This window comes from Desulfovibrio sp. X2 (genome assembly GCF_000422205.1).
GTDB lineage: Bacteria > Desulfobacterota > Desulfovibrionia > Desulfovibrionales > Desulfovibrionaceae > Alkalidesulfovibrio.
In genome coordinates this window covers 16,094-35,479 of record NZ_ATHV01000008.1, presented here as the reverse complement: position 1 = coordinate 35,479, position 19,386 = coordinate 16,094, and the positions used below count along the sequence as shown (strand labels likewise).

At 69.3% G+C, this 19,386-nt stretch carries 13 protein-coding genes; 2 read left to right on the top strand and 11 right to left on the bottom strand.

Annotated elements, in window-relative coordinates; all coding sequences use genetic code 11:
* Positions 1–53: 53 nt before the first annotated feature.
* The 4 genes from DSX2_RS03655 to DSX2_RS03640 are packed head-to-tail and all read right to left on the bottom strand — an operon-like array spanning position 54 to position 7,113.
* Entirely contained in the window at positions 54–1,814 is a 1,761-nt protein-coding gene (locus tag DSX2_RS03655; protein ID WP_020879690.1) for a response regulator, read from the bottom strand.
* 44 nt (positions 1,815–1,858) lie between these two features.
* Positions 1,859–2,446 (bottom strand): chemotaxis protein CheB, encoded by a 588-nt coding sequence (locus DSX2_RS03650; RefSeq protein WP_020879689.1) that lies wholly within the window; start codon positions 2,444–2,446, stop codon positions 1,859–1,861.
* Positions 2,443–3,330, bottom strand: coding sequence for a protein-glutamate O-methyltransferase CheR (locus DSX2_RS03645; RefSeq protein ID WP_020879688.1), 888 nt, complete (start codon positions 3,328–3,330; stop codon positions 2,443–2,445). The genes DSX2_RS03650 and DSX2_RS03645 overlap by 4 nt, the downstream gene beginning before the upstream one ends.
* 24 nt (positions 3,331–3,354) lie before the next feature.
* On the bottom strand, positions 3,355–7,113 hold the full coding sequence (locus DSX2_RS03640; RefSeq protein ID WP_020879687.1) for a response regulator: 3,759 nt from the start codon (positions 7,111–7,113) through the stop codon (positions 3,355–3,357).
* Between the two features lie 342 nt (positions 7,114–7,455).
* Between DSX2_RS03640 and DSX2_RS17415 the strand changes: the two genes are divergently transcribed.
* Positions 7,456–11,538: a chemotaxis protein CheB gene (locus tag DSX2_RS17415; protein WP_020879686.1), complete on the top strand. Its 4,083-nt coding sequence runs from the start codon at positions 7,456–7,458 to the stop codon at positions 11,536–11,538.
* A gap of 103 nt (positions 11,539–11,641) precedes the next feature.
* On the opposite strand, the gene DSX2_RS03630 is transcribed toward DSX2_RS17415, so the two are convergent.
* The 5 genes from DSX2_RS03630 to DSX2_RS03610 form a co-directional block, all read right to left on the bottom strand.
* Positions 11,642–13,696 carry a chemotaxis protein CheA gene (locus DSX2_RS03630; RefSeq protein ID WP_020879685.1) on the bottom strand — a complete coding sequence of 685 codons (2,055 nt, stop codon included), beginning with the start codon at positions 13,694–13,696 and terminating at the stop codon, positions 11,642–11,644.
* A gap of 10 nt (positions 13,697–13,706) precedes the next feature.
* A complete protein-coding gene (locus DSX2_RS03625) occupies positions 13,707–13,976 on the bottom strand; it encodes an STAS domain-containing protein (protein WP_020879684.1) in 270 nt (89 codons plus the stop codon).
* A 60-nt stretch (positions 13,977–14,036) separates the two neighbouring features.
* Positions 14,037–14,582 carry a chemotaxis protein CheW gene (locus DSX2_RS03620; RefSeq protein ID WP_020879683.1) on the bottom strand — a complete coding sequence of 182 codons (546 nt, stop codon included), beginning with the start codon at positions 14,580–14,582 and terminating at the stop codon, positions 14,037–14,039.
* Positions 14,583–14,642: 60 nt separating this feature from the next.
* Positions 14,643–16,439, bottom strand: coding sequence for a methyl-accepting chemotaxis protein (locus DSX2_RS03615; protein WP_020879682.1), 1,797 nt, complete (start codon positions 16,437–16,439; stop codon positions 14,643–14,645).
* A 743-nt stretch (positions 16,440–17,182) separates the two neighbouring features.
* Positions 17,183–17,746, bottom strand: a complete 564-nt coding sequence (locus DSX2_RS03610) for a DUF2087 domain-containing protein (RefSeq protein ID WP_020879681.1) — start codon at positions 17,744–17,746, stop codon at positions 17,183–17,185.
* Between the two features lie 370 nt (positions 17,747–18,116).
* Between DSX2_RS03610 and DSX2_RS17410 the strand changes: the two genes are divergently transcribed.
* The gene (locus tag DSX2_RS17410; RefSeq protein WP_020879680.1) at positions 18,117–18,359 is read left to right on the top strand and encodes a hypothetical protein; all 243 of its coding nucleotides are present in this window, start codon (positions 18,117–18,119) and stop codon (positions 18,357–18,359) included.
* Between the two features lie 206 nt (positions 18,360–18,565).
* On the opposite strand, the gene DSX2_RS03600 is transcribed toward DSX2_RS17410, so the two are convergent.
* Both DSX2_RS03600 and DSX2_RS03595 read right to left on the bottom strand, forming a co-directional pair.
* On the bottom strand, positions 18,566–18,919 hold the full coding sequence (locus tag DSX2_RS03600) for an STAS domain-containing protein (protein ID WP_020879679.1): 354 nt from the start codon (positions 18,917–18,919) through the stop codon (positions 18,566–18,568).
* Entirely contained in the window at positions 18,916–19,365 is a 450-nt protein-coding gene (locus DSX2_RS03595) for a YbhB/YbcL family Raf kinase inhibitor-like protein (protein WP_020879678.1), read from the bottom strand. The genes DSX2_RS03600 and DSX2_RS03595 overlap by 4 nt, the downstream gene beginning before the upstream one ends.
* Positions 19,366–19,386: the final 21 nt, after the last annotated feature.

The window sequence follows — 19,386 nt, the reverse complement described above, 5'->3', positions numbered from 1 at the left end:
CTTCCCCGGGGCGCTCCTTTTGGCGGCTGTCCCGTCCCTGCGCCCGCCCGCGGCTAGCCTGGGCAGGGGCCGGGAAGGAAGATGCGGCGCAGCGCGGCCTGGATGGCCTCCTTCTCCACGGGCTTGGAGACGTAGTCGTCCATGCCCGCGGCCAGGAAGCGCTCGCGGTCGCCCTGCATGTCGTAGGCGGTCAGCGCGATGACCGGGATGGAGGCGACGTGGGCCAGCTCCGGCGAGGAGCGGATGAGGCGCGTGGCCTCCACGCCGTCCATGTCCGGCATCTGGATGTCCATGAGCACGCAGTCGAAGCTGCCGTGGCGCAGCGATTCGAGGACCTCGCGGCCCGAGGTCGCGCCGGTCACGTCGTGGCCCATGCGCCGGAGCATGAAGGACATGCCCACGCGGCCCACGCGCTCGTCGTCCGCAAGGAGGATGCGCAGGGGCGGCACGCAGGCCGCTTCCTCCCCGCCGTCCCCCGCGTCCCGGGCGCCGGTCGCGCCGGCCGCGCCGGTCGCGCCGGGCGCCGCGGGCGCGCCCGCGTCGGCCTGCAGCAAAATTTCCTGCGGCGTCTCCCCGTCCTCCCGGTGCACGCCCATGGGCAGCGAGAGGCGCATGGTCGTGCCCTTGCCCTCCTCGCTGTCCACCTCGATGCGGCCGCCCATGAGCTCCACGATGCGGCTGACGATGGCCAGGCCCAGGCCCGCGCCCTCGGCGCTGCGCGTGTAGGAGGTGTCGGCCTGGGTGAAGCGCTCGAAGAGGTAGGCGAGCTTGTCCTTGGGGATGCCCACGCCCGTGTCCGCGACCGCGATCTCGAGCATCCCCTTCTCTCCGCCCGCGTCCGGGGCGAAGGAGACGGACACGGAGATGGAGCCCGCCGGGGTGAACTTGACCGCGTTGCCCACGAGGTTGAAGAGCAGCTGCTGGATGCGCGCGTCGTCGCCGTAAAGGAGGCGCGGAACCGCCGGGGCCACGGCGATCTCGCAGGCGAGCCCCTTGTTCCGGCAGGGCAGGTCGAAGATGCGGGCCACGGCGGAGCACAGCTCCGCGATGTCGAAGGGGCCGGGGCGCAGGACGAGCTTTCCGGCCTCGATGCGCGAGAAGTCGAGGATGTCGGTGAGCAGCCCGAGCAGCCGCCTGCTGGCCTGCAGGGCGTACTCCGCGAACTGCCGCTGCTCGGGGTCGGAGGCCGAGTCGTGCAGGTTCTGGAGCATGCCCAGGATGCCGTTCAGCGGCGTTCTGATCTCGTGGCTCATGTTGGCCAGGAACTCGCTCTTGGCGCGGCTGGCGGCCTCGGCCTGCTCCTTGGCCAGGATCAGCTCCTCCTCGGCGAGCTTTCTCTGCTCCACCTCCGTGGCCAGCCGCCTGTTGGTCGCGGCGAGCTCCGTCACCAGGTTCTCCAGCCGCTCCTTGTGCTCGCGCAGCTCCTCGGTGCGCTTGTAGAGTTCGAGGAAGACGCGCACCTTGGCCAGCAGGATCTCCTGGTCGATGGGCTTGCTCAGGAAGTCCACGGCGCCGGAGCGGTAGCCCATGAACTCGTGCGCCTCGTCGGCGTAGACCGCGGTCAGGAAGATGATGGGGATGTCGCGGGTGCGGGCGTCGCCGCGCAGGTAGGAGGCCAGCTCGTAGCCGGACATGCCGGGCATCTGGACGTCGAGGACGGCCAGGGCGAAATCGTGGTGCAGGCACTGGCGCAGCGCCTCCTCCCCGTTCGCGGCCTTGACCACCTTGACGTTCAGGCCCGCCAGGAGGCTGCCCAGGGCGAGCAGGTTGGCCTCCTTGTCGTCCACGATGAGTATCTTCGGCGTGTTTTCCATGCGCTTCATCCGTGTTGGGCCGTTTCCCGCGGCCGTGTCTCGCCTCAGTCCGCCGGGCCGTCCCCGGAGAGGGTCCCCAGCAGGTCGCAGATGCCGTCGACGTCCAGCACCAGTTCCGGCTCGGCCAGCTCGAGCGCGGCCCGGGGCATGGTCGGGTGCTCGGCCCCGGCAGGGTCCTGGACCACTGTCCGGCCGCCGAGCTCCTTGATGCGCAAGAGTCCCTTCGCGCCGTCGCTGTTGGCCCCGCTGAGCACGATGCCCAGGAGCCCCTCGCCGTAGGTCTCGGCCGCGGACTCGAAGAGCACGTCTATGGAGGGGCGGGCGTAGTTGACCTTCTCGTCCGAGGACAGGGAGAAGGTCCGCGTCCGCTCCACCAGGAGGTGGTAGCCCGGGGGCGCGAAGTAGACGCGGCCCGGCAGCACGGGCTCCTTGTCCCTGCCCTCCTGCACCGGCAGCGGGCACAGCCTGTCGTAGTGGACGACGAAGAAGCCGTCCTGGTCCGGGTGCACGTGCAGGACCACGAGCAGGCTCGGCGCGAAGCCTTCCGGCAGCCTGGAGAGGATGGTCTCCAGGAGCCTGCCCCCTCCCGCGGAGGCGCCGATGGCCACTGCCCGGATCGCGGCGCGGCTCATGGCCGCCCCCCGCCGGGAGGCATGCCGCCCAGCACGCCGGGCCGCGGCGTGGCCCCGGCCACGAAATGCCTGCGGAAGATGCGCCACTTGGGGTTCACGGCCTGCAGCGACGCCTCCGCGTCCGAGCCCTTGCAGGACTCCTTGCTGCCCAGGCAGAGCAGGCCGCCCAGGGCCAGGCTGTCCATGAACAGGTTCAGCACCCGGTTCTGCAGGCTCTGGTCGAAGTAGATGAGCACGTTGCGGCAGACGATGAGGTGCATCTCGCCGAAGGCGCTGTCCGTGGCCAGGTTGTGGTGGGCGAAGGTGATGTTGCGCTTGAGCGAACCGTCGATGATCGCGGAGTCGTACTCGGCGTGGTAGTAGTCCGTGAAGGGCCTGCTGCCGCCCGCCTTCTGGTAGTTGGCAGTGGAGACGCGCATCTCGTCCATGGAGTAGATGCCCTCGCGGGCCTTGTCCAGCGCGGCGCGGCTCAGGTCCGTGGCGAAGATGGTGGCCCGGTCGTAGAGCCCCTCCTCCTTGAGCAGGATGGCCAGGGAGTAGACCTCCTCGCCCGTGGCGCAGCCCGCGTGCCAGATCTTGATGAAGGGAAAGGTGCGCAGCCTGGGCACGACCTCCTCGCGCAGCGCCGCGAAGAATCCCGGGTCGCGGAACATCTCGGTGACGGTCACGGAGAAGGCCTCCACGGCCTGGGAGAAGAACTCCTCGTCGCGCAGCAGGCGGGGGATCATCGCCCCCACGGTCTCGTGGTCCGTGCGCTGCATGAACTGCAGCACGCGCCGCTTGGCCGAGGCCTTGGAATAGTGGCGGAAGTCGTAGCCGTAGCGGCGGTAGATGCCCTCCAGGAGGAGGTCGATCTCGATGTCGTCTATCTGGTGTGCAAGCATGGCGGTCGCTTCGGCCTCCCGGTCCTAGCGGAAGAGCCAGACGCGCATCATGGACAGGAGCCTGTCCAGGTCCACGGGCTTGGCCAGGTAGTCGCTGGCCCCGGCCTCGATGCATTTCTCGCGGTCCTCGCGCATGGCCTTGGCGGTCAGGGCGATGACGGGCAGCTTCTCGAAGCGCTTGTCCGCGCGGATGCGCCGCGCGGTCTCGTAGCCGTCCATGACCGGCATCATCACGTCCAGGATGACCATGTCCACCTCGGGCGCGGCCGCGAGCACGTCCAGGGCGCGCTGCCCGTCCTCGGCCTTGAGCACGGTCACGCCGCGCTGCTCCAGGACGTGGGAGAGGGCGAAGAGGTTGCGCATGTCGTCGTCCACCAGGAGCACGGTCTTGCCCTTCAGCTGCGCGTCCTTGTCGTGCAGGCTGACGATGGTCTCGCGCTTGACGCGCGGCAGCCGCTTGACCACCTGGTGCAGGAACAGCGCCGTCTCGTCCAGCAGCCGCTCCTCGGACTTGACCCCCTTGATGATGATGGAGTCGGCCAGGGTGCGCAAGAGCCCCTCCTCCTTGCTCATCTCGCGGCCCGTGTAGACGATGACCGGCGGCACGGAGACGTCCGGGTCGTTCTGCAGCCGCGTCAGGAGCTCGAAGCCGCTCATGTCCGGCAGTCCCAGGTCCAGGATCACGCAGTCGAAGTGCTTTTCGCGCAGGGCCTTCATGGCCTCGGCTCCGGAGGGGGCCTCCTCGATGCGCACGTCCATGTCGCCCACGAGGGCCACGATGGCGGTGCGCATGTCCGGGTTGTCCTCGATGAGCAGGAGGTCCTTTATCTCCCGCTTCATGAACGACTCGAGCCCGGCGACGACCTCCTCCAGCGCCTCGCGCTGCGCGGGCTTTTCCAGGTAGCCCACGGCGCCCCTGCGCATGGCCTCGGAGGGATTCTCCACGCCGGACATGACGTGCACCGGGATGTGGCGCAGGGCCGGGTCCTGCTTCAGCTCCTCCAGGACCTCCCAGCCGTCCATGCCGGGCAGCCGGATGTCCAGGATGACGGCGCTGGGCGAGTGGCTGGCCGCGAGGGCGAGCCCCTCCTCGCCGGTCTGCGCGGCCAGGGCGCGCAGCCCCTTGCGGCGGCACTGGTCCACGAGGATCCTGGCGAAGGCCTCGTCGTCCTCGACGATCAGGATGGAGCGCTCGCCCTGCGCGAGCACGTCGCGGTCGTCGGGCACGAAGGGCGGGAAGGGACCGGTGCTGCGGGGGGCTGCCGGGCGGACGGCCTCGGGCTTCGCCGCCGAGCGCGGGGCGGGCCGGGCCGGTGCGGTCTGGCCCGACGCCTGGCCCGCCGCCTGGCCCGACGCCTGGCCCGCTTCCTGGTCCGCGGGCAATTCCGGCGGCAGGTACAGCGTGAAACGCGAGCCCTCGCCGGGAGCGCTCTGCAGGACGATCTCCCCGCCCAGCAGGCGGGCCAGCTCGCGGCAGATGGACAGCCCGAGCCCTGTGCCGCCGTACTTGCGCGAGGTGCCGCCCTCGGCCTGCTGGAAGGCCTCGAAGATCTCCTCGTGCTTGTCCTCGGAGATGCCGATGCCCGTGTCGGCCACGGTCACGCCGAGCGCCAGGGCCGGATCCTGCCCCGCGCGCCTGAGCCTGGCGTCGGGCCTGGGACGGTGGAAGCTGACGGTGACGGAGCCCTGCGCCGTGAACTTGAGGGCGTTGGAGAGGAAGTTGCGCAGGATCTGCTCGGTGCGCTGCCGGTCCGTGCGGATGCTCTCGGGGAGTCCGGGCTCGAGCTCGACGGCATAGACGAGCCCCTTCTCCTCGACCATGGTCCGGAAGAGCTCGAGCGAGGCGGCCAGCTCGCCCGGGGTCACGTCCTCGACCGAGAGGACCATCTTGCCCGCCTCGATCTTCGAGAGGTCCAGGATGTCGTTGATGAGCGACAGGAGGTCGTTGCCGCTCCTGTGGATGACCCGGGCGAACTCGAGCTGGGTGTCGCTCAGGTTGCCCTCGGGGTTGTCCATGAGGTTGCGCGAGAGGAGCAGCAGGCTGTTCAGCGGGGTGCGCAGCTCGTGGCTCATGTTGGCCAGGAATTCGGATTTGTAGCGGCTGGAGCGGTCGAGCTCCACGGCCTTGCGCTCGAGCCCGCGGCGGATGTCCTCGAGCTCGAGGTTCTTGAGCGCCATCTCGCTCTTGTTCTTCTCCAGGAACTCGTTCTTCTCCTCGAGCTCCTCGTTGATGGCCTGCAGCTCCTCCTGCTGCTGCCTGAGCTCCTCCTCGCTGGCGCGAAGCGCCGCGCCCTGCTGCTCCAACTCCTCGTTGGAGGCGCGCAGCTCCTCCTGCTGGGCCTTCAGGCGCTCGTTCAGCAGGCGCGACCCCTCGAGGAGCTCGCGCAGGCGCGCCTGGGCCGCGGCCGTGTGGCAGGCCACGCCCAGCGCCCAGGCCACGGTGCGCAGGAACTCGAGCTTGAGCTCGGCGAAGGCGGCGAAGGAGCCGAGCTCGAGCACGCCGATGACCCGGCCGTCGTAGAGGAAGGGCACGGCCACGATGTGGCGCGGCAGGGCCGAGCCCAGCGCCGAGCTGACCCGGACGTAGTCCTCGGGCACGTCGCTGGCGCCGACCATGCGGCCCTCTGCGGCCGCCTGGCCCAGCAGCCCCTCGCCGGGAGCGAACGAGCGCACGGTGGCCTCGGGGTCCACGGCGTAGCCCGCGAGCAGGGTGAAGTCCTCGCCCTCCAGGCGGGTGTAGAGGGCGCCCACCTGGGCGTCGAGGTAGGTCGCCAGATAGGCGACGATCTCGCGGCCGAGGGCGTGGATCTCCTTCTCGCCCACGAGCAGGGCGGCCAGCTCGTTGCGGCCGGTCTTGAACCACAGCTCGCGCTGCTGCGCCTCGGCCCCCTCGCGCAGGGACTCGGACATCCTGTTCAGGGCCAGGCCCAGGGCGTCGCGCTCTCCGGCCAGGGGGTCGTGGCGGCCGTACTCGCCGGAGGCGATGGCCTCGGCCAGCTCGATCTTGCTCTTCAGGCTCTGGCGCATGATGCGGAAGGAATCGAAGAGTTCGCCGATCTCGTCGTCGCGCGCGACCTCCACGTCCTCGCCCGGGTCGCCCTGGGCCACGCGGCGGATGCGGGCCACCACCTCGGCCAGGGGCGCGGCCACCTGCCGCGCGCTGACCACGGCCACGGTGACGCCGAAGAGGGTGGTCAGGGCCAGGAGGATGCCCATGATCAGGTAGGCCCGCCCGCGCTCGACCCCGGCGTCGGCGATGTACTGCGTCGCCTCGCGCTGGGCGAAGTCGATCATGGTCACGGTCTTGGAGAGCGCTATGCCGAGGCTCGCGTGGGCGTCGTCGCGCGTGGCGGTCAGGTCGGCGAACCTTTTCTCGCGGAACACGTGCAGCACCTCGGCCACGCGCCTGCGGCTCTCGGCGAAGGCATCCTGGGCCGCGCGCACGTCCTGCAGGTCGCCCCGGTAGCGCTCCGTGACCTGCGAGAAGAACTGCTGCACGGCCTCGTTCTGGCGGTCGATGGTGCGCGAGGCGTCGATGATCGTGTCCGGCCCGGCGTCCTGGTCCATGCGGTCGACCTGCCCGTCGATGACGTGCAGCGCCTTCTGGATGCCGAGCATGGCCTTGCTGACCGCGAAGGGATGGTCGTAGAGGTCCTGCGTTATCTGCGCCAGGGTGCGGATCTGGAAAAACGAGACGGCGCCCACGAGCACCGTCAGACAGATCATTACCAGGAAGCCGGTCTTGAGCTTCGTGCCGATGGAGAAGTCGTCCAGTCTCTTCATGCGTCCGTCCGTTCCGCCTGCCGTTGCCCGGAGATTCATGGGAAGTCCCGCCCGCCCGAGCGGAATCCAGACTGAATATCTATATAATTGCGGGCAAAAGCTCAACGGAACCCCGGCGGCTTTTTTTCCCGCATCCGTCCCCGACGCCCCTTTTCCGCATCCTGCGGGGGGAAATATTCTTCACATTGTCGACATCCCGGATTTGTTCAGCACGCACTTTACAAGCTTTGGTCTGGAATTATCTCATGAGGACTACGGGTTGGTTGTTGGCTACCTGTGACGGATACGGTATGGGCATCCTGCGCCGCGCTGCGGGCATTCAACCTCTGAACAGGACGTCGCATGACAAACACCGCGCCTCGGAAACCTACCTTTTACGTCGGCATCGGCGCCTCCGCCGGCGGCCTTGACCCCCTCGAAACCCTTTTCGCGAACATGCCCGACGACACGGGCATGGCCTTCATCGTCATCCAGCACCTCTCCCCGGACTTCAAGAGCCTCATGGACGAGATCCTCTCCCGGCATACGTCCATGAAGATCAACCGGGCCGAGAACGGCATGGAGGTTCTGGCCGACGAGATCTACCTCATTCCGCCCAAGAAGGAGATGGCCATCTCCGGCGGCCGCCTGCTGCTCACGGACAAGGACCCGGACGGCCCGAGCATGCCCGTGGACGTCTTCTTCCGCTCCCTGGCGGCCGACGCGGGCAACCGCGCCGTGGGCATCGTCCTCTCGGGCAGCGGCTCGGACGGCTCGCGCGGCATCCGGGATATCCGGGCCCAGGGCGGCCTGGTCATCGTGCAGAGCAGCGAAACCGCCCATTTCGACGGCATGCCCGGCAGCGCGGTGGAGACCGGCGAGGTGGACGCGGTGGCCGCGCCCGAGGACATGCCGGCCATCCTGACCCGTTACTCGCTGGACTTCGGCAAGCCGGCCGGCCCCCTGGCCCCGCCCCCGCCGGAAGACGCCTACGACTCCGTGCTCGCCCTGCTGCGCGAAGCCTTCAAGCTCGACTTCGCGCTCTACAAGAAGGCCACCATCAACCGCCGCATCGAGCGCCGCATGGCGATGCTCAAGCTGGACACGCTGCACGACTACATCGCCGTGCTCTCCGGCAACAGCGACGAGCTCGAGAACCTGTACAAGGACCTGCTCATCGGCGTGACCTCGTTCTTCCGCGACTACGACGCCTTCAAGACGCTCGAGCGCGTCATCTCCCGCCTGCTCCAGGAGCAGGCCGCACCGCGTCACGAGTTCAGGATATGGGTCCCGGCCTGCGCCACGGGCGAGGAGGCATACTCCCTGGCCATGATCGCGCGCGAGGCCCTCGACGCCGCGCAGTCGCCGATCGATCTCAAGGTCTTCGCCACCGACGTGCACAAGGAATCCCTGGCGCGCGCCGCGCAGGCCCTCTATTCCAAGACCTGTCTCAACGACCTGCCCCTGCACTACCTGGAGAAGTATTTCATCAACCTGCCGGACGGCGGATTCCAGGTCTCGGCCGAGATCAGGCGCCTGGTCATCTTCGCGGAGCAGGACCTGCTGCGCGACCCGCCCTTCACCAAGCTCGACCTCATCAGCTGCCGCAACTTCCTCATCTATCTGCAGTCCGCGGCCCAGAAGAAGATCTGCTCGCTCTTCCACTTCGCCCTGAAGCCCAAGGGCGTGCTCTTCCTCGGGCCGAGCGAGACGCTCGGCGACCTCGCGGACGAGTTCGACGTCCTGGACCAGCATTGGAAGATCTTCCGCAAGAAACGCGACGTGCGCCTGCCCATCGGCCCCCGCTTCCCCCTGTCCACGGCCCCGGTCCTGGCCGGACGGGCGCGCCAAAACGCCGCCCCCATAGGCGTGGACCAGCGCCTGCTGCGCGCCTACGACTCCATCCTGGACCGCTATATGCCCACCGGGGTGCTGGTCAACGAGCGCAAGGAGATCATCCACGCCTTCGGCCAGATCAGGAACTTCCTCTTCATCCCCGTCGGCCGGGTGAGCCCGGACGTCCTCTCCATGATCGAGGGCGACGCGCGCATCGCCCTGGCCTCGGCCTTCCAGCGGGCCGTCAAGACCCAGGAGGCCGTGACCTACCACAGCGTGAAGATGGGCACGCCCGACCAGCACTTCCCGGTGACCCTTCGCGTGGAGCCCATCAACGACAGGATATCCGGCGAGGGGTACTACCTCGTCACCTTCGTCGAGGAGCGCCCCCTGAGTCCGGAGGTGCAGGACAAGAGCAAGGCCTTCGACGCGAGCACGCACTCGCGCGAGCGCATCGAGGAGCTGGAGCGCGAGACCCAGAACCTGCGCGAGAGCCTGCAGTCGACCATCGAGGAGCTGGAGACCTCGAACGAGGAGCTGCAGGCATCCAACGAGGAGCTCATCGCCTCCAACGAGGAGCTGCAGAGCACCAACGAGGAGCTGCACTCGGTCAACGAGGAGCTCTACACGGTCAACGCGGAGTACGAGACCAAGATCCGCGAGCTGACCGAGCTCAACGCGGACCTGGACAACCTCATGCGCAGCACGGACATCGGGACGCTGTTCCTGGACGACAAGCTGCGCATCCGCAAGTTCACGCCCCCGGCCACCAAGGTGCTGAACATCCTGCCCCAGGACGTGGGGCGGCCCTTCCAGCACATCTCCCACACCCTGCAGGGGCTCGATCTCCTGCCCGTGCTGCGCAAGGTCGTCTCCTCCGGCCTGCCCGAGGAGATCGAGGCGCGCCAGGCGGAGGGCACCTGGTACCTGCTGCGCGTGCTGCCCTACCTCGACGAGAACAGGAAGGCGGCGGGCGTGGTCGTGACCATGCTCGACGTCACGCGCCGCCGCGAGACCGAGGAGGCCTTGCGCGAGAGCGAGTCGCAGCTGCGCTACCTGTTCGAATCCATGGACCAGGGCGCCCTGTTCCAGGACGCCGCGGGCCGCGTCATCCGGGCCAACTTCGCGGCCACCGAAATCCTCGGCATTCCCCTGGACATGCTTGTCTCCCGGGCCTCCGACAGCCCGCAGTGGCGGGCCCTGCGCGAGGACGGCTCGGCCCTGCCGCCCGAGGAGCAGCCGGCCATGATCGCGCTCTCCACGGGCCGCGAGGTGCGCGACGTGCTCATGGGCGTGCACAACCCGCGCCGCGACGCCTGCCGCTGGATCGTGGTCAGCGCCGTGCCGCAGTTCAGGGAGGGCGAGGACAAGCCGTTCCAGGTCTACACCATCTTCGAGGACGTGACCGCGGACCGGGAGCGCGAGGACTCGCTTCGCCGGGCCAAGGAGGAGGCGCAGGTCGCGAGCGCGGTCAAGAACGAGTTCCTGGCGACCATCAGCCACGAGATCAGGACGCCGCTGAACGGGGTCATGGGCATGCTCCAGATGGCGCTCGGCACCAGGCTCGACGCGGAGCAGCGCGACTACCTGAACACGGCCCTGGCCTCCAGCCGCAACCTCCTGCAGATCCTCTCGGACATCCTGGACATCTCCAAGATCGAGGCAGGCGCTCTGCGCATCGAGAAGGAGCCGTTCGATCTCCAGGCCGTGCTCAAGCCCGTGCTCGGCGCCTTCACCAACGAGGCCGCGCGCAAGGGGCTCACCCTGACCTGCTCCGTGGACCCGGCCCTGCCGCGCCACTTCAGGGGCGACGCCGGGCGCCTGCGCCAAGTGCTCTTCAACCTGGTGGGCAACGCCGTGAAGTACACGCAAAACGGCGGAGTGAGCCTGGAGATATATCCCCTGCCCCGGTGCCCCCAGCCCGGCTTCATCAGCCTGCACATGAGCGTCACGGACACGGGCGTCGGCATCCCGGACGACAAGCTCGGCTCCATCTTCGAAGCCTTCACCCAGCTCGAGGGGGCCTACACGCGCACGCACAAGGGCACGGGCCTCGGGCTGGCCATCGTCAAGAAGCTCGTCAACCTCATGGGCGGCAGCCTGCTCGTCACCAGCGAGGTGGGACAGGGAACCGAGGCGCACATCACCCTCTGCCTGAAGCCCGCGAGCCCGGATGAGGTCGCGGCCGTCGCGAAGGACCGCATCGCCGCCGCCGAAGGCGAGCTCAAGAAACGGCGCATCCTGGTGGTCGAGGACGAGGCGGTGAACCGCAAGGCGCTCATGCATTTCCTGGCCAGGCTCGGCCAGGAGGCGGTGGGCGTGGAGAACGGCCTGAAGGCCCTGGACGTCCTGGCCCGACAGAGCTTCGACGCCGTGTTCATGGACATCCAGATGCCGGAGATGGACGGCCTGGAGACCACCCGGCGCATCCGCGAGGACGGCCACGGCAAGTGGAACCCGGACATTCCCATCGTGGCCCTCACGGCCCACGCCATGTCCGGGGACACCGAGCGCTTCCTCGCGGCGGGCATGACCCACTACATATCGAAGCCCGTGGAGCTGGACGAGCTGCGCGCCACGCTGCTGCAGCTCATGCCGGACGACGACTAGGCGGGATCATCCGGCCGCTGCATGCGCAAAGGGCCGCGCGCCTGTCCGGCGCGCGGCCCTTTTTCCGCCGCGCTCGCGCGGCGGCCCGCGCGACCAGGCTCCGTCAGGCCGCGCCCTCGGCCCGCGCGGCGGCGAACTCCACGAGCCGCTGCACGTCCAGGATCAGGGAGATGCTGCCGTCGCCGTTGATGGTGGTGCCCGAGATGAAGGCGACGTTCCGATACATCTCGTCCAGGCTCTTGATGACCGCCTGCTGCCGCCCGACGACCTTGTCCACGGCCAGGCCGATCTCCGTTCCCCCCACCTCCGCCACCACGATGCGCTCGTAGTCCGGCCGCTCCTCCGCGACCCCGAAGAGGGCGCGCAGGTTGACGCAGGGCAGGAGCCTGCCCATGCGCTCGATGACCCCGACCACGGGGTGGTCCTGGCCGCAGGGGCGCTCCTGGAAGCCGCGCAGCGCCGTGAGGGGCACGATGTAGGAGCCCGAGCCGATGAGCACGCAGAAGCCGTCGATGATGGCCAGGGTCAGCGGCAGGCGGACGGTCAGGACGACGCCCTTGCCGGGCTCGCTGTCGATCTCCATCTTGCCGCGCAGGGCCTCGATGGAGCGCTTGACCACGTCCATGCCCACGCCGCGTCCCGAGAGGTCCGAGACCTTCTCCGCGGTGGAGAAGCCCGGCTCGAAGATGAGGTTCAGGAGCTCCTTGCGCTCGAGCTCGGCCTCCGGCGCTATGAGCCCCATGGCCTGGGCCTTGCGCCTGATCTTCTCCTGGTCGAGCCCCTTGCCGTCGTCGCTCACGCGGATGACCACCTCGCCGCTCACGTGGCCCGCCCACAGGCGCACGGTGCCCTGCTCGGCCTTGCCCGCTGCGGCGCGCTCGGCGGGCGACTCGATGCCGTGGTCCAGGCTGTTGCGCAGGATGTGCACCAGGGGGTCCTTCAGGCGGTCGATGACCGTCTTGTCGAGCTCGGTGTCCCCGCCCTCGGCCACGAACTCCACGTTCTTGCCGAGCGAGGCGCTCACGTCGCGCACCAGGCGTCGCAGGTTGCCGTAGACCGTGCCGATGGGCAGCATGCGCAGCCCGAGCGCGTTGTCGCGCATGGCGTCGGTGAGGCGCTGCAGGTCCTCGGCGATCTGGGCCAGGACGGCGCGGTCCAGCGCCTTGTCCACGGCCTGGCTCAGCCGGGACTGGATGATGACCATCTCCCCGACCATGTTCACGAGGTGGTCCAGGCGGCTCGCATCCACGCGGATGCTGGAATCGCCGCGCCCGGCAGAAGCGGCCTCCGCGGCCTTGGGCGCGCGGCGCCGTTCCAGCTTCTCGCGCAGGGAGCGGCGCAGCAGCTCGGGCAGCCCGTCTTCGCAGGCGGCATCCCGGCATTCGCCCGCCACGGCGGCCAGCCGGTCCAGGTCGTCCCTGCGCGGGCGGCCGTCGCCGACATGCTCCACGCGCACGGCCCCGCCGTCGTCCACGAAGAGGAAGACGTCGCGCACGGCGTTCTCGCCCTGCCCCGTGGCCAGGAGCACGTCCCACCAGCCGTGGGGCCGCTCGGGGTCGTGCTCCGCGAGCGGAGCGGGCTCGCCGGGATGAAAGACCACCACGCTCTCGCCCAGGCCGCAGAGCTCCTCGATCAGGCCCAGGGGGTCGCATCCGGTGACGAAGGAGTCGGGCGTGGGCCGGTAGCGCACCCAGAAGGTGGCCTCCCGGTGCGCGCCGTGCTCCCCCGCGGGCTCGGCCGCGAGGTCCGCCCCGGGGGGGCAGGCGTCCTTGCCCGGGGATTCGAGGAGCCGGGCCAGGCGGGCCAGGAGGGCGTCCGAGGCCTCGGTCAGCCCCGCGCCGTCCTGACTCGTGCCGAGCAGGGCCTGGATGTGGTCCTTGGCCTCGAGCGCGATGCCGAGCAGCTCCGCGGAGAGGGGCAGGGTATTGCTGCGCACGCGGTCGAAGGCGGTCTCGAGGTCGTGGGTGAAGCGGGCTATCTCGGCGAAGCCGAACATGGCGCCCGAGCCCTTGATGGTGTGCAGGTCGCGGAAGGCGCGGGCCACCTTGTCGGCGTCGCAGGGGTCCCCCTCGAGCTCGAGCAGGGTCTCCTCGAGGTCGGCCAGGAGCTCGCGCACCTCTTCGCGGAAGATGTCGACCGGATCGTGTTCCTGCATCATGCCGCGCTCCTCATCGCGCCGGGCACAGTTCGGCGAGCCCGGTCCACGCGGCCGCGCGGCAAAGATGCGGGGGCAGGTCGGGCAGCAGGCGGAGGGGCAGGCCGCGCCGGGCGAAGTCGGCCTGCGCCGCGCGCACGAGCTCGAAGAAGGACATGTCCGCCCGCGCGACCCCCGCGAAGCTCGCCTCCACGGCCTCGCCGCCCGCAAGGGCCCCGAGGAGCCGTGCCTTCAGCTCCGCGGCCTCGGCCACGGTGCAGTCGCCGGTAAACTCGATGCGCATCTCTCCCCCCTTCCCGTCCGGTCGGGTCCGTTTGCCGTCCCTTCTTGCGCGGGAGACCGCCTAGGCGGCCGAAGCCCTGTCGCCAGGGGCGTCCTCCCCGCCCTCCCCGGCCTCGTCGCGGCGCAGGGAGAGGCCGTCCAGGGCCAGCACCTCGTCGGTGCTGAAGACCCGGGCGATGTCCAGGACGATCAGGAAGCGGTCCTCGTGGCGGGCGATGCCCTTGATGAAGTCCACCTTGATCCCGGTGCCCATGCGCGGCGGCGGGTCGATCCTGGCGGAGTCGATCTCCAGCACCTCCTTGACCGAGTCGGCGATGACGCCGACGGCCGAGGCCTTCTCCCCGCGCGCGATCTCGAGGATCACGATGCGGGTGTTCAGCGTGCGCTCGGCCGCGGGCATGCCGAACTTCAGGCGCAGGTCCACCACGGGCACGGCGCTGCCGCGCACGTTGACCACCCCGCGCATGTACTCCGGAGTCTGCGGGATGCGCGTGATGTCCGTCATGTCCAGGATCTCGCGCACCGAATAGATGTCCAGGGCGAAGTGCTCCCTGTCCAGGGTCAGCGTCAGGAAACGCTGCAATGTCTCGCTCTCGTGCTCGCTCATGGCTCTTCCTCGCGTATGCGGGCGCGGCCGGGAGTCCGGCCGCGGCCCTCGTGCCCGGCGCTAGTACCGCTCGAAGGCGTTGTCGTCGATCTCGTCGTCCAGGCGCAGCTTCACCGCCGCCCGCTTCGGGGCCGCCTGCTTCTTCAGGGCGGGAGCCGGAAGCCTTTCCTGGGCCGGGGCCTTGCGATGCCGCCGGGCGAGGGCCGCGCGCGGGGCCGGGGCGGCGGCGCTGGCCGAGTCCGTGGTGAAGAAGGAGATGGACGACTGCAGCTCCTCGGCCTGGCTCGAGAGCTCCTCGGCCGTGGAGGCCAGCTCCTCGGAGGCCGAAGCGTTCTGCTGGATGACCTGGTCGAGCTGCTGCAGGGCCTGGTTGACCTGCTCGGCGCCGACGTTCTGCTCCTGGCTCGTGGCCGAGATCTCCTGCACGAGGTCCGCGGTGCGCTGGATGTCGGGCACCAGCTTCTCGAGCAGGCTGCCCGCGCGCTCGGCCACGGCGGTGGACTCGGCGGAGAGCTTGTTGATCTCCGCGGCCGCGCCCTGGCTGCGCTCGGCCAGCTTCCTGACCTCCGCGGCCACCACGGCGAAGCCCTTGCCGTGCTCGCCCGCGCGCGCGGCCTCCACGGCGGCGTTCAGCGCCAGGAGATCGGTCTGGCGCGCGATCTCCTCGATGATCGAGATCCTGCCCGCGATCTCCTTCATGGCCGCCACGGTCCTGGTCACGGCCTCACCGGACTCGCGCGCGTCCTGGGAGGCCTTGGTGGCGATGGCCTCGGTCTGGCGCGCGTTCTCCGCGTTCTGGTTGATGGACGAGGCCATCTCCTCCATGGAGGAGGAGCACTCCTCCACGGCCGAGGCCTGCTCGGACGCGCCCTGCGACAGGCTCTCCGAGCTGCTGCTCATCTCCTCGCTGCCCGCGGCCACGTTCTCCGCGCCGTTCTGCACGTCGTTCACGATGTTCGTGAGCCTGTCGATCATCTCGGCGATGGAGCGCATGAGGGCGTCCTTGTCCGAGCGCTCCTTGACCGCGATGCGCAGGTCGCCCTCGGAAAGGATGCCGAGCTTCTGGGCCACGTCGGCCTCGGCCGCGGCCACGGCGCGCATGGAGTCGGCCATCACGCCGATCTCGTCCTTCTGCTCGAGGGCGAGCGTGCCGCTCAGGTCGCCCCGGGACAGGGACAGGGCGAAGTCCGCGCACTGCCGGACCCCGCGCGAGATGAGCCGGGAAAGGACGAGGCCGATGAGAAGCCCGAGCGCCGCGGCCGCCCCGATGATGCTGACCATGACCAGGCGCGACTGCCGGTAGGTCTTCTCGGCGGACGCCGCCGTGTCCGCGGCCTGCAGGCGGTTCTCCTCGGAGAGCTGCCCGAGCAGGTCGTTGGACTCGGCGGAGAGCCGCGCGCCGTCGCCGACCAGGAGCTGGATCCCGCCCGGCTTGTCGCCGGCCTGGAACAGGTCCATGGCCTTGTGCACGGCGTCCTGGTAGCCCGCGAAGGCGGGCTTGAACTTCGCCAGGAGCTCCCTCTCCTTGCCGGAGAGATTCCCGGCGGCATACTCGTCGAGGGTCTTGTGCAGGTCGGCCACGCTGTCATCGGCCTTCTTGCGGAAGGCGGCCATGTCGGCCGCGTCGTCGCTCACGGCCATGCGGTAGGCGTTGCGGGCGAAGTGCAGCAGGTCGATGTTCGCCGAGTCGATGGCCATGATGGGATGCAGGTCGTCGTTGACCACGCCGGTCAGCAGGCCGTTTATCTCTCCCATGTCGCTCACGCCGATGAACCCCACTCCGCCCATGAGCAGAAGCAGGAGTATGTAGCTGCCAAGAAGCTTGGTGCCGATGTTGCGATCGTTGAGCCACTGCATGAGGCTCCCTCCTCGTTGACTGTAGCGCCTCGGGGCGGCGCCCGGGTTCCCCGGGCAGGTCGTCCTGCGTTCTGCGCGCCCCGTCCCCCGTGCTGCGGAGCGCGTCCGAATCACTCCCCCTGCGCCCGGGCCGGACCCGATGTCCGTGGCCCTGGCGGCCGCCCGCAGGCTGCGGCCGCCGACGCACTCAGCGCAAGGCTCCCCCGCCGGCACCGGCGCAGTATCCGGCCTTGCCGGTGCGCCGCCGCACGCTCCAGGAAGCCTCGCGCTCCTGAAAACTTTCTGCCTGAACATTCAGACAAGACAAATGACGTTTTCCCCCTGCCACGCACGCCCATTTTGCGAAGGCGTGACCGGAATCCCTGCCCCACACGGGTATCGCGGCCTGGTGAGGCAGCAAAGGCAAGAACCAATATCCACCCTGAATTACTTGATTATGTTTGCAGATGAAACAGGGTGAGTCAATACAAATCCGAGGAGAATGGGTGATTTTTTCGCGTCGCATTCAAACCGTTCAGCAGGTCCAGCTCCCCTTCCCGTGGCCTCTCCGGCCCTGCGCCTCAATCCCTGCGGAGACCTTTCCCGGAACATTTACTGAACGGCGGTACAGTCTGCGAAGCAAGAAAAGGAAGGCACGGAGAAGGCGAACCCAGGGAGGGTTCCCGCGCGGGAATCCTCCCTGGGGAGACGGATCACGGCCGGGCGGCCGGGCCGCCCGGCACGCAACGGGAAGCGGTCCGGCCTCAGGCGGCCGGGGCGCTGCGGCTGCGCACGGAGCCGATGAGGGCCAGGGCCTCCTGCGGGGGGCGGCGCTCTATGCGGCGGTACTCGCGGCAGTCGGGCGTGCGCTCGACGAGCCCCAGGTCGCACAGCCAGCGCCTGAGCAGCACGTGGTCGCCGAAGAGGTGGCCGGACTTGAGGCAGCCGTCGATCTCCGGCTCCGTGAGCACGCGGCGCGCGGGCAGCGCGGCCCACAGGACCCACAGGCAGGCCGCCCGCTGGCCGTGCTTGCCCGGCCAGCGCACCAGGCGCCCTTCGGCGTCGAAGAAGCGCAGCAGGCGGCGCAGGCGCGCCGGGTCCACGGCGGGGGCGGCGGCTTCGGGCCCGGCGTCGGCCGGTGCACCCGGCACGGCGGGCGCGGTCTGGGCGCGGAAGTGCTGGAAGTTGCGGCAGCCCGCGGAGCGCGCGAGCATGTTCAACAGCTCGAGGTGGCTCGGGGTCGTCTCGCGCGCGGCGAGCTGCCCCTTGAGCGAGCGGGCCAGGGCGGAGATGTCGCCCACGAAGTACGGCAGCGGTGTTCTGGGCATGGCTTATCCCTCTGACGTGCCGTTCCGCGGCTGCGGACGCCGGTGGTCGCCGTCTTCCGACCAGGCACGGGATAAGGTGTCTGCGGAAAGGAAAACGCGGCAGGTTTAGCTCCCCTTGCGGGGCGGCGACGCCTCGGTGAACTGCCGACCAGGCCCCGGCATACGCCAGGCGGGGCCGCCGCGCAAGGGCTGTGCGTTTTTTTACGCCGGAAAGCAGCGCGCGGCAGGGCCGCGGCCGGGAAGACGCCCGCAGCGGGCCCCGGAGGGCCGCCTTTTTTCGTCTCCCTCCTTCCCACACCCGTGCCGCTGCGATACGCTCCCGGCAATCTGTGAAGAACCCCGGAACCCCGAACAAGCAAAGGAGACGACCATGAGCATCGACACGAAGACTTTCGCGAACGCCTTGCGGGACACCATGCCGCAGTGCCTCGCGAGCATGGATGACGCGGAGAAGGTGATGACCGTGATGTCCACGGTCATCACCAACGCCCTCAAGAACCAGGACACGGTCTATTTCGAGGGCATCGGCGAGTGGCGCAGCGAGCTTGCGGACGGGCGGAAGAAGGTGATCTTCACGCCGGACCGCATCCTCATGGACGCCGTCAACGAATAGACTGTCCACGGGACGGATTCCCGCGCCGGTTCACTCCTGCTTCAGCACCGTTCCCTCGCTCAGCCGGTCTGCGCTTCCCCTTCGCCCTTCCTGCGCCCGTTCCCGAGGCACGCACGAGAGCCCCTTCCGCGCCGTCGTACGGCAGAGGCGGAAGGGGCGCTCCCGTTCCGGGCCGAAGCCCGTGCCCGCCTCGGCCGAAGGCCGCCTCAGGCGGGCGCGGCCAGGGAGGCCAGGGCCGCGTCGAGGTCGGGCATGAGGTTCAGGAACTTGTCGAGGGAGGTCAGGCGCAGCACGCCGGTCACGGCCTTGGACTGGCCGAAGAGGACGAGCGTCTTGCCCTTGGCCGCGAGCCGCGACTTGGCGGCGATGAAGGCCGAGAGCGCCGTGGAGTCCACGAACTCGATGTCCGAGATGTCGATGACCAGGTGGTCCGGCCTGGCCTCTATGAGCTCCACCAGGGCCTGCTTGAACTCGTTGCTGACGTCGAAGCGCAGGTCCTTGGTCTCGGGCCGGGCCACGATGCAGTTGTCGTGCTCGGTGACGTGCAGGTTGATGCTCATCTGGCGTATGTCCCCATGAGTTCGGCCCGGGCCAGGATATGCCCTTGCATGGCCGAAAGCAGTTGCTTCTTGGTGGCGCCCTGCGGCAGGTCCAGGACCGCGTCCAGGGCGAAGAGCTTGAAGAAGTAGCGGTGCCTGCCGCCGGGCGGGCAGGGCCCGCCCCAGCCCTGTCGGCCCCAGGAGTTCTTCCCGTCGCGGCCGGGCTCCCCGGCCGGGCCCGCGTTCTCCGGCAGGCCGGTGCTGTCCGCGGGCAGGTTGAAGACGATCCAGTGCACCCAGTCGCCCACGGGCGCGTCCGGGTCGTCCACGAGCAGGGCCAGGGAGACGGTCCCCGTCGGCGCGCCCTTCCAGGCGAGTGCGGGCGAGACGTCCTCGCCGTCGCACGAGAAGCGGGCGGGGATGGGCGAGCCGGACGCGAAGGCCGGGGAGGTGATGGTCAGGGACATGGCGCCCTCCGGGCTGGTCGG